The sequence below is a fragment of the Paenibacillus sp. V4I5 genome, assembly GCF_030817255.1.
Taxonomy (GTDB): Bacteria; Bacillota; Bacilli; order Paenibacillales; family NBRC-103111; genus Paenibacillus_E.
This window is the reverse complement of record NZ_JAUSZB010000002.1, coordinates 7,024,044-7,039,618: the sequence shown is the minus strand read 5'-3', so window position 1 is coordinate 7,039,618 and position 15,575 is coordinate 7,024,044. Positions and strand designations below refer to the sequence as shown.

Sequence of the window (15,575 nt, the reverse complement as noted above, 5' to 3'; positions counted from 1 at the left end):
CATCTCGTTTGTCCCGTCTTCCATATTTTAATTTATGATGCGGCCGTACTCATCAGGAATGCCCGATTTGCGGAAGAAGTATGTATTGATCTGGTCGCGCCACTCCTTCGAATGTGCCGCTTGCTCTCGCAGTCTGCTCCTCACATCTTCGAAGCGCTCTGCATCTATTTTCCCCTCTATCGAACCCCAGATCTGGGCCAATTCCTCCGCCTGAAGAACACCGTCGAAGTGGGTATCGTAGATGTGCTGGATGACCGTCTTACCCGTCTTCAGTTTGTGCGTATACGGCACATAATGGAAGAAGAGAAGCAGTTCATCCGGACATAGCTCCTTCGACTCGTACGATTCCGAAAGCGGCGCAAAGTATTGGGATGTGTACCCTGTTCCCGACTTGATGGTTCGATCTACGCCGATGCCGTGGCAGTCGGCAAAATGGTATGTCCCCCATCTCGAATATTCGTAACCGTCTACGTTCGGACCATAATGGTGACTCGGATTAACCATCCATCCTACGCCAAGAGGAGCTGTGTAATTTTCATAGATTCTCCACGAATCGAGAAGCATCTTCGACACACAGCGTACTACATCAGGGTCAGAACCGAATGTCATGTAGATCCATTCTTGCGTGATTTGCTCAGCTGATAGCTGCGGATTCCAAGCAAGCCTTCCAAAGCCATATAAATTGGCTTGTGCAAGCGTGTGTCCGGTCCAATTCGGGTTGTCTCCGATATTCGATACCGCCGCAATGCCTCCGAGCCGTCTCCCGAACAACTGGCCGCTTGCCGCTTTCGTAACTGTACTTCCGCTCCCATGGGCAAACGTATCGAAATCGAGAACCTCTTTCCACTGGGGGATCAGGTAGCACAGATGTCTCTGCTGGCCCGTGTACTCTTGCGTAATCTGCAGCTCCAGCACCTGATTCGTTGCGGACATCGCTCCGAGAAGCGGAGAAACCGGCTCACGGACCTGAAAATCCATGGGTCCGTTCTTAATCTGCAGAACGACATTATCGCGAAATTTTCCATCAAGTGGTGTAAAATGATCGAACGCCGCTCTCGCCCGGTCGGTCTTGCGATCGCGCCAATCCTGTTGACAATTGTATACGAAACAGCGCCAAATGACGATCCCGCCGAAGGGCTGAAGCACTTCTGCCAGCATATTCGCACCATCGGCATGGTCACGCCCATAGGTGAACGGCCCGGGTCGCCCCTCGGAATCTGCCTTTACCAGGAAGCCGCCAAAGTCCGGGATATCCCGGTAAATCTCCTCAGCTTTCTCCTTCCACCACTGCCTGACGCTTTCGTCAAGCGGGTCTGCGCTGGTCAGGCCTCCAAGCTCTAACGGACTGGCGTAGTTGACGCTTAGGAACGTTGAGATTCCATAGCGCCGGAATACGCCGGCGACCCGGGCGACATCCGGTAGCAGCTTATCCGTAATCAGCAAGGATTCAACGGCGTGTACGTTCACGTTGTTGATCGAAATGGCGTTGATCCCCACCGATGCAAGCAAGCGAGCATAATCACGGATTCGGGACATGTCTCGAACAATCTCGTTATTTCGGTAGAATATGGAATTCCCCGCATATCCGCGTTCAATCGAACCGTCTATATTATCCCATTGGTTTAGCATCCGCAATCCGTTCGCGGGCGTTTCCGTTATCGCAAGATCAGCCAAACTCTCGCCGCATTGCATCAGCCGCAGAAGATGAAAAACCGCGTACAAGGCTCCTTTGGCCGAATGGCCGGCAACCAAAAGCCTTGATTGTCCATCAATGGATACGTTTCTGATAATGTAACCGTCTTCGGATTCATCCTGCCAACCTAGCTCCGCATCAATATCCTGTAACTGCCCGCGAATGCCGATCAGGATGCAGGCACTCCCATTGGAAGCCGTTGAACGGAGGGGCTTCACTCCAAGCATGGCATCGAGACCATCCATTAACTCCGCGACCGCAGTTTGAAGCACCTCTGATAAAGGACCGTGCACGGCGATCTCCCGTGCCCATTCCCGATATTCCTCTACCCTCTTATCATCGTTTATCGGCGCATTGCGTAACCAGCAGGCATATGCGTTCGTGATGTGACTCATCGTGATACCTCCGCTAGTTTATGTTCATTCAGGTAAACGACCTATCAAATCGGAACCAACCGAAATCGAAATGGCTTCCCGGTAAAAATAGGAAGGTTACTTTTTGGAGGCCTGTCATTTTTTCTAATTCAAATACTCGCTCTTCGTAACCATCGGACTGTGTAAACTCGATGAGTAGATTTTCCTCACCTTCCGGATTAGCGAAGCGTATATGAATGGTATTTTTATCAAGAAGCGATCGGCCATAGACGACAAGCTGCGCTGCCCCTTGGCTTGCAAAATCCATTTGGTCGAATTCCAAGGAAACATTATTTCCTATCCCTTCAACGCTGGCTTCCGAGATAGTAAACGCATCGCCATAAATGCGGTCGCATTCTGTGGCGTAATTTTTCTCGAAGGCTCTGTTCTGCTTTTGGAACGAAAAACCCTTGATGTGCACCTTATTCTGAAGGACGAAGCAAATGGAAGTAACCCCGCAAAGACGCTTGGATAACCGATAGGTTTCTTCTTGATACACATTCCACTTGGACGGCTTCTGATAGATGACATCCGCAAGGAGTACACTGCCCTCTTCATCCGGCATGCCTTCCCAAATTTGCAGGGAATACTCTTCACTGGACAAGGCGAAAATCGGAATCGTAATCAGATCGGACCCGTACGTTCCGAAATCAATATCACGGAACCCGACTTCAGTTTCACCGTCCCGGCTTGTAGCTACGCCTCTCTCATTCCCGTTTCCAACCTCTCCTTTACTGTAATCAAAAAGGCCGGCAGAGATAAATTCATAAGGATCCTTGTAAGCTGTGCCGAGTCCCGCTGCTTTAAATTCCAGCTGGGAGATGAGCTTCGTCTTGTTCGTACCGTTCTTACTCATACAGCGAAGCCGGAAATCGCCATCGCCCCATGCGGTGATTCTCGCTTCATGGCCGAATGCTTCCACTTTCGCAAGGCCCGTGGCAATTCCCGCATCATTCACTACACTCCACTCGACCTCTTGATAGGAGGTATTTACGGGGTACAGGCAGGCTTGCAGCGTCATCTCTTTTCTCGATTCATCGAACAATTGTCCGGACGGGCTTACGATTTCAATCTTGCGTAAAGGGATTTCGTCTACGGTTCCCATTACCGGTGGCAGCTCTTGATTCTTAGTATGGGCGGAAACCCCAGATAAGGTTCTTTCTTCCCTTACCGGAAGACCATCAAATTCCACCGTCTGACTCTCCAAACCGACGGAAGACACCACAACCCGAATCTTGCCGGGCTCCAGGGTAGCCCCGATGATCGCCATAAGTTTGCCGCTGAATAGTCTTCTGCTAATCCCTTTATACGGATCATAATCTGTACTGTCGCCATTATCCAAACCAAGCAAACGGCCTGCCCCCGTCACCTCGACACGAACCCGATTGCTTGCATTCTCCACCGGATTGCCATATGAATCTTCCATGTAAATTTCCAGGAAGATCAAGTCCGTACCATCGGCCATCAGGCTCTCTTTATCCGGCAGCAGACAAATCTTCTTCGCATCCCCAAAGGACCTTCTTATATCCGTCGCAATTACACGACCCGTTTCATCATAGGCTATTGCTTTCAATTCCCCTGCTTCATAAGGAAGCTTCCACCAGCCGACCAGCTGGGTTCCATGCTCATGATTGATATCAAAAGTTCCCACGATAGCGCCACCCAATTGCAATTCGATTTTCGGCGCATTCGAGCACACTCGAACATCAATCAATTGGCCCGGATTAAAGTCCCAATAGGGGAAAATATGGACCATCGGATTCGTCCTATAGTCGGTCCATGCCGATTGGTAGATGTAATACGAATCTTTCTTGAATGTAGCCGTATCTATCTGTCCGAGATAGGAGTTCTTGGTATGATAAGGCGTCGGTTCCCCAATATAGTCGAAACCGGTCCATATGAATTGCCCTAAGGAGAAAGGTGCCTCTCTTTCCGCGATAATACAGGCCTCGACTGACTTGGCTCCCCAGCTCGTCGCACTATTTCCCAAAGCTGAGCACTGCTCGTCGTCATCAGCAAGAATGGACTTCTCGAATGGGAATCGATAAATGCCTCTGCTTGAAACGAGAGAGGCCGTCTCGCTGCCGTAAATGATCCAATCGGGATGCTCCTCATGGTGCTTATGGTAATACTTTTCCGCGTAGTTGTAGCCGGCCACCTTCACGATATCCGCACATTTTTGCGCGTTCTCCCAAGGCATATAATTGGAACCGATGGTCACTCGGCCATTTTGCTTCGGATCGTATTTCAGCACTTCATCCCTAAGCATTCGAGTGATTTCTTGCCCTCTTGCATCTGTATGAGTGTCGTAAATCTCATTTCCTATGCTCCACATCATCAGGCTCGGATGATTCCGATCCCGCTTGACCCAGCTTTTCACATCGGCCTTAGCCCAATCCTTAAAAAATCTCGCATAGTCGTAAGGGGTTTTGGTTCTTTCCCACATATCGAACGCTTCCGAGACGACCAAGAGCCCCATCTCATCCGCTAGATCCATAAGTTCTACCGCCGGCATATTGTGAGCGGTTCGAATGGCGTTAACGCCCATTTCTTTCAATATCCGAAGCCTTCTTCTCAGTGCTTCTTTATGGAAGGCGGCTCCAAGGGCTCCTAAGTCGTGATGCTCGCAAACCCCGTTTAATTTCATTCTTGTGCCGTTCAAATAAAAACCCAGCTGAGGGTCCAGCTTGATCTCACGAAGCCCGATATTTTGAGTGATGCTCTCTATGACTATGACTTCCTGGCCCTCTGCAGCACGCTGCAATTGGGTGACAAGCTGATACAAGTGCGGCTCTGCTGTGCTCCATAAATGAGGGCGATCTATCGATAACTTCTGTCGATGAAGAAAGCCGCCTGCAACAATCTTGTCTGTCGCAGTCGCAGCAAGTTCGCCTTTATACAGGATCGTATGTGAGATTCGGACGTCATTGTCCTCATGGAGGCTCAATTCCGTCTCGACTTCTACCTCCCAGCTATCGTTAACCCTTTTCGCAGCAGCATATATTCCATCTGTTACAATGTGATCTCGAGCTCTCGTCTTTAGCCACACATTTCGGTAGATGCCAGCTCCCGAATACCACCGGCTATTCGGACTTTGGTGGACGACCTTCACCACGATTTCATTTTCTCCGTCCACGATCGCATCCGTGATCTCGTGTTCGAAAGAAGAATATCCGTACTTCCATTCTCCTATTAACCGCTGATTCACATAAACGGATGAGTCCATATAGACCCCATCGAAGCTTAATAGAATTTGCTGGTCCGCTTCTTTGGCACATGTAAATCTCTTCCTGTACCAGCCGATACTATTTTCATACAGATTTAATGTATTGTAGATCAGCCAATCATGAGGGAGATCTACCGGCTCAAATGTCAAATCGAAACCATCCGTCACATCCAGGCTGCTCTTGGCAAATTCCCATCCACTATTAAACAGTGTCTTCTTATTCATCGTTTTCTCCCACACTCCAAGCTATCCCAAAATCTATAAAATGCCTTTTCAAGCAATAGAGAGTCTTGATCCTTATCACGGTTTCATATATAGATGACTCGGGCTAACGCCACGAGTAATTGTCATATTTTAAAATTCAGGATCTGAGACAATGGACATTGTCTCAGATCCCTATAAGCACTATTTGTTATGATTAGTATCCAAGTTTACTCTTCGTCTTGTTAAAGATATCATTCGCCATTTTGATATAGCGGGATGCGCCGAGTGCTTCGACCTGAGCCACATAGGCATTCCAATCGTTTGCAATGTTAGCTTGGCCGGTGACGAACTTCAGGGTCATCGTATCCACATAGTCCATCAGCGGCTTCGAGATCAGGTTCATTTGTTCGCTTTCGTCTGGGGTACCCATGATTGGCGGAGCTATCGTTCTCGGTTTACGATGAGTCTGAATGCGGCTGAGATAGTCTTTCTCGCCTTCGGTCATTTTGGACATCCGCAGTTTAGTGGAACCGCCGTATGCGAAGTTGCCGCCGCCGAAGCCGAAGTCTATGTTTAATTTCTTCGTTGCTGTCGGGTTCATGCCGTTAAAGGAGATGTCCGGTTTGAGCGTGATGTTGCCGCTCGCATCCTTCGTATAGGTCTCGCCTTCGACACCCCACAAACTGAGCGTTTGGCCTTCATCCGAATACCACAGCCAGTCAACAAAGCGAAGCATTTTGATAAAATTGTCCTTACCGAGCTTCTTGAGCGCATTCTGGCTGATCATAACACCGTTCTCGAGACGAGACGTTTCGATTTGAAGCATCCCTTTCGGACCGCCCGGTTGAACGATCATATACAGATCGGCGTTCTGCACCTGCATCTTGGTCTTGGAATCGGCCAGTATCTGGTAGTTGGCGTTCATGACATAAGTATCGCCTTTATAGAACTTGGCTTGTGCGGTTTTATCGTCTTGGGTGAAGGACTCCGGATCGAGCAGCCCCTCTTTGACCAGCTTATTTAAGAACGTCACATAATCCTTGAACTCATTGGTCGAATTAGCGAATTCGAACTGTTTCGTCTGTTCGTTGAAGCGCGTGCCGTTGGCAACTCCCCAACCGCCGGTTACGCCGTATTGAGCTGCCGTAATATTCAGCGTCGATTTTCCGGTGAATTCATCGGACATTACGTACTTCGCGCCGGTAAACTCTTTCACTTTCTTGAGGGCTTGGTAAAAGTCTTCATACGTCCATTTGCCTTCCTGACCTTTGACGTCGACTCCCGCTTTTTCGAAAATGTCTTTCCGAATCATATAGGAGTATCCTGCACCCGGCGATTCCCACAGCCCTGGCAGCACGTAATATTTCCCGTCCGATTTCAGCTTCTGCTGCAGGTCTCTTTCCATTCCCCAAGCTGTTACAGCCTTCTGATAATTCGGCATGTACTGCACCCAATCGCTGATCGGTACGATTTGGCCGCCGGCTACGTAAGCGGATTCGTCATAAGTTTTGGGAATAATGAAGGGAGCGTCGCCGCTGTTGACTAAGAGCGACTTCTTGTTCTCGTATTCAGAAGCCGCTACTACGTTTACGTCAAACGATACGTTCGTCTTCTCCGTGATCGCGCTCCAGAGCCGCCATTCCTTCTTATACGGATAGGTCGGTTGATCGCTGAACATGATCGAGTAATTCACAGGCTCATTCGAACGGAATGATTGGCCTTCGCCAAAGGTGTAATTCTGTGGTGCTGCGGAGCTCGTGCCTGGGGATGCGCTGCTGGACGATTCTTTCGTGCCGCTATCCGTACATGCTGTCATGCCGACAGCCATCATGACCGCCAATGCGCCCCTTACTGCTTTTGCAGATCTTTTCATTCAGTGCCACCCTTTCAAATGTGTTTATTTTATATAACAGAAACGCTGCCATGTAGATGCCTAATTAGTAACAGCCCGCGATTGCAGCCTTTCCGAAACATTAACGCGATTACCCTTTTACGGAACCAATCATCATGCCTTGCACGAAATACTTCTGCACGAAAGGATAGAGACAAATAATCGGCAAAGAGGTCAACACCATCGCAGTGGATTTAATGGTTGCCGCGATCTGAGCGGTCGCATCGCTGCTGAGTCCGGCTTCGGTCGGATTAATTGCGCTGTCGATGATCTGCCGCAAATAGAGGGCGACCGGCCATTTATCCTTCGATTCCAGGTAGAGAGACGGGCCGAACCAGTTATTCCAGATGGAGACCATGCTGAACAACACCATCGTGGCCAGGATCGGTTTGGAGAGCGGAAGCGTAATCCTTAGGAAGATGCGGTAGACGCCTAGGCCGTCAACCTTAGCCGATTCTTCCAATTCGTTCGGCAAGCTTGCAAAGAAGGTCTTCATTAGGATGACATTGAAGGCGCTGATGGCGCCGGGTATGATAATGGCCCAGATGGTATCCCTCATGTGCAGCGTTTTGGCGACCAAGATATAGTTCGGGATCAGTCCGCCGCCAAAATACATGGTGAACAAGACGAAAGGGATAAAAAATTTGTTAAGGCGCAGCCTATCCTTCGACAACGGGTAAGACATAACGGCCGTCGCCGCTACCGATATCACCGTTCCTACAATGGCATACAGGATCGTATTGCCATAATATTTGAAGAATTCCGGCCTGCTTAGCAAGGCTCGGTACGTTTGGTCCGTAAAGTCAACGGGGAATATGGTGACCTTCCCTGCATATACGGCAGCCTCCGAGCTGAACGACTGGGCGACTAGATATAAGAACGGATACAAAGTCATGACGACGACAAAGGCCATAATGAATCCGTTAAAAACCTGAAACATACGGTAGGACGCGGACTCCTTCACCTGAACTGCTCCTTTCTACCACAAGCCCGAATTCGTTGTTTTCTTGGAAATGTAGTTCGCCGACGTGACCAGAATAAGGCCGATGACGCCTTCGAACAGACCAACTGCAGTGGCATAACTGAAGTTCCCGCCGGTGATCCCCATCCGGTAGACGTAAGTGGAGATAACATCTGCCGACTCATAGGTTAATGGATTGTACAAGAGCAGGATTTTCTCAAAATTCGCTCCCAATATGCTGCCAATATCGAGAATGAGCAGCGTCATGATCGTCGGCAAAATACCTGGAATCGTAACGTGCCATGCTAGCCGTAACCGATTAGCCCCATCCACTTTGGCCGCTTCGTACAAATCGGTATTGATGCTGGTCATCGCCGCCAAGTAGAGAATGGTGCCCCAACCGAGCCCTTGCCAAATGCCGGATGTCACATAAATCGTCGGGAACCATTGCGGTAAGGAAATGAATGCAATTTTCTCGAAACCCAGATTGGCGAGCAGTGTGTTAATCGGCCCGGACATGGATAGCAATTCCTTGGTCATGCCCGCGACGATGACCATGGAGATAAAGTGAGGCAGATACGATACGGTTTGGACGAATTTCTTAATGCGAATCCGCACCAGTTCATTCAGCAACAGCGCAAAAATCAAAGTGAGCGGGAAACGAATAACTAAATACAAGACACTTAAAAACAAATCGTTGCGGAAGGCTCTCCAAAAGGAGGGATCCTTCATGAACATGGTAAAGTAAGATAATCCTACCCATTCCGTCCCGAACAAGTTGGTTCCGCCTCTATATTTGCGGAAAGCGATTACATTACCAAGCATAGGAACGTACTTGAAAATGATAAAATAAATAACGGGAATAAGTAGAAAGGAATACAACTTCCACTCCTTCCTGACGTGTCTTAGAAGAGGGGTCTGTAAAACCGCCTTATTCGCAACTGACATACAATCACCCACCACTTTCTATTGGAAAATTGTCCCCTAATCCTACACACAAAAAATCTTCGCAATCGCGCTTCATTACCAGCCCCCTAGATTCGTATGCGCTTTCAGAAATCGCATACAAGATGCTTTAAAAAACGGTTATGTTACCTACGTCATTGCAAAATCATTACAGATGCGCTTCTCACCTCAATTGCCGTTCCCTGTGTTATTCACGTCATAAAAACATGTAATTATTAAACATTTTTATCGCAAACTGGTGCGGTTGAATTTGTAGCATGAGCACCATTTATATAATATTATTTTACAAAATGGCCCGTATTTTTACCATAAAAGAATACAAGAATACTTGTAATTATTAAAGATCTTTTAAGCGCCGTATAGACATGTTATGATGGACATAGTGCCTCCTTTTGCCGAGGAAGGAAGCGATCCTGAATAATCCCGGAGATGATCTTTGCCATGAACTTTGAGCAGTTCGAATCAATTGTCCCCGAGGTTTTCTTATTCGTCGACCGACGCTGTTTCCCCGAATGGGAAATCATCCGACAGGAAATCGATTTTCACGACCTGACGTTCATCGTCGGAGGAAAATCGAATTATTTTGTTAACGGTGAGAAAATCACGGTGGAAGCGGGGGATATGCTTTACATTCCCCATGGAAGCATTCGCGAGGCACATACCTTCAAAGATGATCCCATGCATTCCTATGCCTTCAACTTTACTCTGTTGCAGCCCTCTGGTAAAATCCGGTTTCCGTTCGAAACCGTAACCAAAAATCGAATCTCAAGCGAAATCTTAAACTACATCCTTGAATTTAATCGCGTTTGGAGTGGCATGCAGCCCGGGTATCGGATGTTCGCGAGGGGTATCTTTCATTTGATTCTCCACCGGTTGCTGGCGATTTCCTTTCACCATTCCCCGACTTCCCATTCCGATATCCGGATCGACAAGGTCAAGGAGTTCATTATCGACCACTACTCGAATGAGCTGGATTTGGCGACCGTCGCCAAGGTGGTCAATCTGCACCCTGTGTATCTCGGCAAGCTCTTCAAAACTAGCACGAGCTTCAGCGTCAAACATTTCATCAACATCATTCGGGTCAACAACGCGGAAATGATGCTGTCCGGTGGCGGGTTTTCCGTCTCGGAAGTGGCGGAACGCTGCGGGTACAAAGACATCAGCTATTTCAGCAATGTATTCAGATCCATTAAAGGCTATCCTCCGTCAAAGGCGAGCATGCAAAAAAGAACTTCAGAATAAGCCTGAAACCATACCCATAGTACATAGAAAAACCGTCAGATCCTCCTGACGGTTCTTTTAGGTTTGACGTACATCGGTTATCCTTTCTAGGCTTAATCGATCTTATTTGGGCATCCAAATTTTAAAATGACCACTTAGTGCAAGCAAACTAAACAGATATAAACAATTATCGTAATAACGTCTCTCACCTGTACGGATAGGTGTTTGCCAGAACAATTCCACGCATGCTTTGGCATGAGGACTATCTGCAGCAGCTAATGAGCCCATAGCATTCGTTGCGAGAAGTCCAACAGGATGAAGCGCCTTCTCCTCAAAAGGTGTCCCATCAAGCGAATAGCGACGGTAGTCCTCTGGTGATTTGTCCGTGAAAAAAGCTTGGATACGATGGACAGTATCCGTATGCCACTCCGAACCGCCAAACCAATAGGCATCAAGCCCGATATTCGCAGCGACGCGATAGGAATCACTGAAGAAGTGGCCATAGCCGCGCTCATCATTCGGCGTTCCATCGTAATAAGCGTACTCAGCTGCCAAGCCCGTCACGGGATGGCATGCCTTTTGCAAATAGTTCCGACTCGCCTCTGCTGCTTCCGTCCAGAACGCTCGATCCTCTTCATAAGCCCATAAGGCGAATAGCGTATAGAAATGCGGGAGGTGATAAGATGGATCTGAGAATTCGCAGTTTGGAACAAACTTAATCAATTTATGATCTGGGTTCCACATCGGCTTTCCGATGCCATCCTCCCCTTTGTGGATGCATATCCGCAAGAGCTCCTTGGCCTGCTCACTGTAATTGAACGGCACATGCCCATCTCCCCAGCGATGAGAAGCAAAAAACAGTGCAAGAGCAAAAAACTCCTCGCCATCCGGCGCAGGTCCGTTGGAATTCTTGGTGCCGTCACGATGGCAGGACCAGGCGAAGTATCCCGCATTCTCCCCTTCTCGCAGCAGCATATGTGTATGTGCCCAGTACCAAATGCGATCAAATACATCTTTGCGATCCAGTTGTACCGCCATCATCATACCATAGGACATGCCTTCCGTTCGTACATCGAGATTACCCGTATCCAGTAAATATCCGCCGGAATCCCCAGCTTCATAATAAATTCTCGTCTCTTCAGGACCTTGAAAAATTTGGTTCCACGTATCATTCAGTTTGTTCTGAATCTCGGTTTCAGAGAACCCATATTCCGCAAACAAATTCGTATAATTCCCAGTATGGAACGTTCCTTCAAGCTGCTTTTGCATCCTATCTTCCTCCTAACCTTTCACTCCGCCAACGGTCATCCCTTTAACAAAATACTTTTGCAGGAACGGATACACAATAATAATCGGAACGCTTACGACAATTGTCATCGTTGCTCGGATCGACGTCGGGGTTACGGTCACAGCGCCAGCGTTTGCACTGCCTGCAAACACCTCAGCCGCCGATTGGGACGTTTGCGTATTCGTATTCTGCAATATTTTCATCAACTCGTACTGTAAAGTGCTCAAATTATCGTTGGATGAATTGTACAAGAACACATCAAACCAAGAGTTCCACTGACCTACCGCACTAAACAGAGAGACTGTCGCCAACACGGGAACAATGAGGGGGAGAACAATTCGCATAAACATTGCAAAATCGCTTGCACCATCAATACGAGCTGCTTCCAATATCCCATCGGGAAGTCCTTCAATAAACGAGCGGATAACAATCAGATTAAATACGCCGATCATACCTGGAATGATATACACCCAAAAGCTTCCAACCATGCCAAGGTCGCGAATTAGCAGATACCCCGGAATCAGTCCGCCGCTGAAATACATCGTGAAAATAAAAGAAACCGATACGAACTTGCGGAGCACGTATTCTTGACGGGAGATCGTAAAGGCGACCATCGCGGAACAGAACACCGTGATAATCGTACCCATCACCGTTCGCAACACCGAAATGAAAAAGGAATGAATGATCAATGCTTCGCTAAACACATATTTGAAATTATCAAAGGTCCATATTCTAGGGAGCAAATAGATCCCCCCGCGAACGGCATCATTCGCATCGTTTAACGCTACAGCGAGCGTATTAATAAACGGGTATAACGTTACGATGACTAAACAGATCATAAATAGGATATTGCAAATGTCGAACACGCGGTCACCTATTACCGTATTCCGCCTGCTCGAACGTGTATGTTCCACAGCTTCCAACGCTGTTCACCTCCTGAGTTAAATAGCTAGAACAATCTGGCTTCACCAGCGCGCTTGGCGATTTGGTTGGCACTGATCAAGAAGATGAAGCTAACCACTGTCTTGAAAATGCCTGCTGCTGTTGCCAGAGAGAAATTGCCTAGGGATATCCCATATTTCAACACGAAAATATCGAGATTTTCCGAAAAATCTACCGTCATTCCGTTACCTAGTAAGTACTGCGGTTCAAAGCCAGACTCCAGAATGTGACCTAAATTCATAATAAGCAATATGATAAAAACCGGTTTGATTCCTGGGAGCGTAATATGGAAAATGCGCTGGAACCTTCCTGCGCCGTCCATTTCCGCTGATTCGTACAGGGCCGGATCAATCGTCGTCATGGCCGCCAAGAAAATGATGGTGTTCCAACCGACGTTTTTCCACACTTCAGTTACACCTAGGATTCCCCAAAAGTACTCGCCCTTGCCGAGCCACAGGATCGGTTCGCTAATCAAATGTAATTTCAACAATATATCATTAATAATACCGCCATCCGTAGACAACGCGCCCGAAACAATGCTTGCAGCTACAACCCAAGAAATAAAATGAGGCAAATAGCTGATCGTCTGCACGACTCGCTTGAAAATGACTTGACGCAGTTCATTGAGAAGAATGGCTAATGTAATAGCAGTAACAAAGCCCAGTACAAGATTGATCGTGCTCATCGCGATCGTATTGCGCAGTACGCGGAGAAATCCTTCATCCTGGAATAGAAATTTAAATTGATCAAAGCCGACCCAAGCTTGCTCCGAGAACTTTTTGGCAGGCCGATAATTTTGAAATGCCATCGTCCAGCCCCATAACGGAACGTATTTGAAAATGAACAGCCAAATCAGAAATGGAACTGACATGGCCATCAATGCTTTTTGTCTGCCAAGCTTGTGGAAAAATAATGCTAATCCCGTTGATTTTCCGGCCAGCGATTTTCTGTCCGTTTGGGAATTTGTAGTAAGGCTCTCCATAGAAAATCACTCACTCTCCAATAGTTAATAACTATTTATCTAAAAAGAAGGGACGCATGACACAAAACACGCGTATTTGTGCCTTACGTCCCGTTTGATTTATTTCGACCAGTCTCCTGATGCCCGTGCCTTCACGATTTTGGTTACAAAGGCTTCATATCCTTTAATATCCAGTTTGCTTGCTTGACCTACATAATCATTCCAAGTTTTTTCGAACTTGTCAGGTGCAGTGAGAATCATCTCTGGATATGCCTTCTTCTGAAGATCACCCATTTTTTGCTCGAAAATCTGCTCTGGTGTACCTTGTCCTTTGTTGATGCTCCATGCAGGATACCAAGGACGATCATCGGGCTGGCTGAACATATCCGTAAATACTTTCGCATTGTAAGCTTTCAGAATCGTCCTGTCGCCCTCGGTAAAGTTCTTCTCCGCAACGGAAGGCTGTTTGTTCGGGTCGAACGCATTGCCGTCTTTCAAGATAGAAAAGTTACCGTAACGAGGCCAGTTGTAGGCGTGCTCTTTCAGACCAAAATCTTCATAGAACTTAGGATCCTTAATTTTCGCGATTTGCTCATCCGTACGGAAGAATTTCCCTTTGTCGTCAACTTCATACGTTTGTCCTTTGATACCCCATTGCGAAAGAATCTGATTCTCTTCTTTCAGCAAGTTATCCCAATATTGGATAATGCGAACCGGATCTTTGGCGCTCTTCGTAATGGAAATACCGCGATTGTTTACGAAAGAAGGCGGATCGAGGTATTGATCCTTAACCCCTTTATCGAACACAATCGGAAGCGCAACATACCTTTTATCATCTACGCCTGCTTTCGACAAGTTATTGCGGGCATCGCCTACTTGCCAGTCGTAAGCGAAGTAGCCGAGAACACGACCGGAAGTTAATTTTGCTAAATATTGGTCTTTATTCATCGTGAACGATTCTTTATCGAACAAGCCTGTGGCGTTTATCTCATTAAGCTTTTTCACCCAACGCTTGGTCGTAGCCTCGTCAATTGCGTTACTTTTCGCTTCTTTTGTCTTCAGGTCAATAAGAAGGCCGCCATCATTCGGATAACCCGCAAGATGAAATGCCGGGTTCGTAATCGTAAAGAAGTTCGTATCGTGAGTCAACATAGAGAACCCGATCGTGTCCTTACCGTCGACTTGCGGATGTTTCTCTTTGTACTTCTTAACAACATCGAAATATTCGTCAAGCGTAGTGATTTTCGGATAACCCATTTCCTTCAGCACACCGCGCTGAATCCAAAACGCACCTTGGTCTACGTTCGGGTTCGCGATAAAGCCTTGATTCGCACTGAATGGGAGGTGGTATATCTTACCATCTTTTTGCTTCATTTTGTTGAAATAGGGTCCATACACTCGCTTGATGTTAGGACCGTGTTTTTCGATCAGATCATCCAAAGGGATGAACACGCCCGCATCCATAAATTTGTCGATTTCGCCGCCTGGCTGTATCACGTCCGGAAACTCGTTACCGGCGATCATGACGCCTGATTTCGTCTTCGATTCCCCAACAAGTTTCTCAATCTTAAAGTTGACTCCGGTTTGTTTCTCAAGCTCTTTTCCAATAGGTGTTTCGTTCGTATTGATGTTTTTACCAGCCTCGAAATTGAAAAAGCTGAAAGTAACAGGTTTGTTATCTTCCACTGCGGCAGCAGTGCTGCTTGGTGCTTTAGAAGTGGCAGGCGCCTCTGTATTTGAGCTGCTGCAAGCGCTTAACGTAAGCGTTAACAATGTACTGACTGTTAATAATTTTAACTTCTTCATACT

At 47.4% G+C, this 15,575-nt stretch carries 10 protein-coding genes; 1 reads left to right on the top strand and 9 read right to left on the bottom strand.

Annotated features, from left to right (window positions below):
- Positions 1-27: 27 nt before the first annotated feature.
- The 5 genes from QFZ78_RS33905 to QFZ78_RS33885 form a co-directional block, all read right to left on the bottom strand.
- Complete coding sequence (locus QFZ78_RS33905; RefSeq protein WP_307553850.1) at positions 28-2,088, bottom strand: alpha-glucuronidase family glycosyl hydrolase; 2,061 nt, start codon at positions 2,086-2,088, stop codon at positions 28-30.
- A 28-nt stretch (positions 2,089-2,116) separates the two neighbouring features.
- On the bottom strand, positions 2,117-5,557 hold the full coding sequence (locus QFZ78_RS33900) for a glycoside hydrolase family 2 TIM barrel-domain containing protein (RefSeq protein ID WP_307553848.1): 3,441 nt from the start codon (positions 5,555-5,557) through the stop codon (positions 2,117-2,119).
- 193 nt (positions 5,558-5,750) lie between these two features.
- Positions 5,751-7,409, bottom strand: coding sequence for an ABC transporter substrate-binding protein (locus tag QFZ78_RS33895; protein WP_307553846.1), 1,659 nt, complete (start codon positions 7,407-7,409; stop codon positions 5,751-5,753).
- A 109-nt stretch (positions 7,410-7,518) separates the two neighbouring features.
- The gene (locus QFZ78_RS33890; RefSeq protein ID WP_307553844.1) at positions 7,519-8,391 is read right to left on the bottom strand and encodes a carbohydrate ABC transporter permease; all 873 of its coding nucleotides are present in this window, start codon (positions 8,389-8,391) and stop codon (positions 7,519-7,521) included.
- A 15-nt stretch (positions 8,392-8,406) separates the two neighbouring features.
- Positions 8,407-9,336 carry an ABC transporter permease gene (locus tag QFZ78_RS33885; protein ID WP_307553842.1) on the bottom strand — a complete coding sequence of 310 codons (930 nt, stop codon included), beginning with the start codon at positions 9,334-9,336 and terminating at the stop codon, positions 8,407-8,409.
- A 459-nt stretch (positions 9,337-9,795) separates the two neighbouring features.
- On the opposite strand from QFZ78_RS33885, the gene QFZ78_RS33880 reads away from it, so the two are divergent.
- Positions 9,796-10,596 (top strand): helix-turn-helix domain-containing protein, encoded by an 801-nt coding sequence (locus QFZ78_RS33880; protein ID WP_307553840.1) that lies wholly within the window; start codon positions 9,796-9,798, stop codon positions 10,594-10,596.
- A gap of 102 nt (positions 10,597-10,698) precedes the next feature.
- On the opposite strand, the gene QFZ78_RS33875 is transcribed toward QFZ78_RS33880, so the two are convergent.
- The 4 genes from QFZ78_RS33875 to QFZ78_RS33860 form a co-directional block, all read right to left on the bottom strand.
- Positions 10,699-11,844: a family 8 glycosyl hydrolase gene (locus QFZ78_RS33875; RefSeq protein ID WP_307553838.1), complete on the bottom strand. Its 1,146-nt coding sequence runs from the start codon at positions 11,842-11,844 to the stop codon at positions 10,699-10,701.
- Positions 11,845-11,856: 12 nt separating this feature from the next.
- A complete protein-coding gene (locus tag QFZ78_RS33870; RefSeq protein WP_307556025.1) occupies positions 11,857-12,777 on the bottom strand; it encodes a carbohydrate ABC transporter permease in 921 nt (306 codons plus the stop codon).
- A gap of 35 nt (positions 12,778-12,812) precedes the next feature.
- The gene (locus tag QFZ78_RS33865; RefSeq protein WP_373460142.1) at positions 12,813-13,787 is read right to left on the bottom strand and encodes an ABC transporter permease; all 975 of its coding nucleotides are present in this window, start codon (positions 13,785-13,787) and stop codon (positions 12,813-12,815) included.
- 99 nt (positions 13,788-13,886) lie between these two features.
- Positions 13,887-15,572 (bottom strand): ABC transporter substrate-binding protein, encoded by a 1,686-nt coding sequence (locus QFZ78_RS33860; RefSeq protein WP_307553836.1) that lies wholly within the window; start codon positions 15,570-15,572, stop codon positions 13,887-13,889.
- Between the last annotated feature and the right edge of the window lie 3 nt (positions 15,573-15,575).

What these genes read in the sequence shown, in the direction of transcription:
- QFZ78_RS33905 (WP_307553850.1), bottom strand. Translation starts at nt 2,088, where the DNA reads ATGAGTCACATCACGAACGCATATGCCTGCTGGTTACGCAATGCGCCG.
- QFZ78_RS33900 (WP_307553848.1), bottom strand. Translation starts at nt 5,557, where the DNA reads ATGAATAAGAAGACACTGTTTAATAGTGGATGGGAATTTGCCAAGAGC.
- QFZ78_RS33895 (WP_307553846.1), bottom strand. Translation starts at nt 7,409, where the DNA reads ATGAAAAGATCTGCAAAAGCAGTAAGGGGCGCATTGGCGGTCATGATG.
- QFZ78_RS33885 (WP_307553842.1), bottom strand. Translation starts at nt 9,336, where the DNA reads ATGTCAGTTGCGAATAAGGCGGTTTTACAGACCCCTCTTCTAAGACAC.
- QFZ78_RS33880 (WP_307553840.1), top strand. Translation starts at nt 9,796, where the DNA reads ATGAACTTTGAGCAGTTCGAATCAATTGTCCCCGAGGTTTTCTTATTC.
- QFZ78_RS33875 (WP_307553838.1), bottom strand. Translation starts at nt 11,844, where the DNA reads ATGCAAAAGCAGCTTGAAGGAACGTTCCATACTGGGAATTATACGAAT.
- QFZ78_RS33865 (WP_373460142.1), bottom strand. Translation starts at nt 13,787, where the DNA reads ATGGAGAGCCTTACTACAAATTCCCAAACGGACAGAAAATCGCTGGCC.
- QFZ78_RS33860 (WP_307553836.1), bottom strand. Translation starts at nt 15,572, where the DNA reads ATGAAGAAGTTAAAATTATTAACAGTCAGTACATTGTTAACGCTTACG.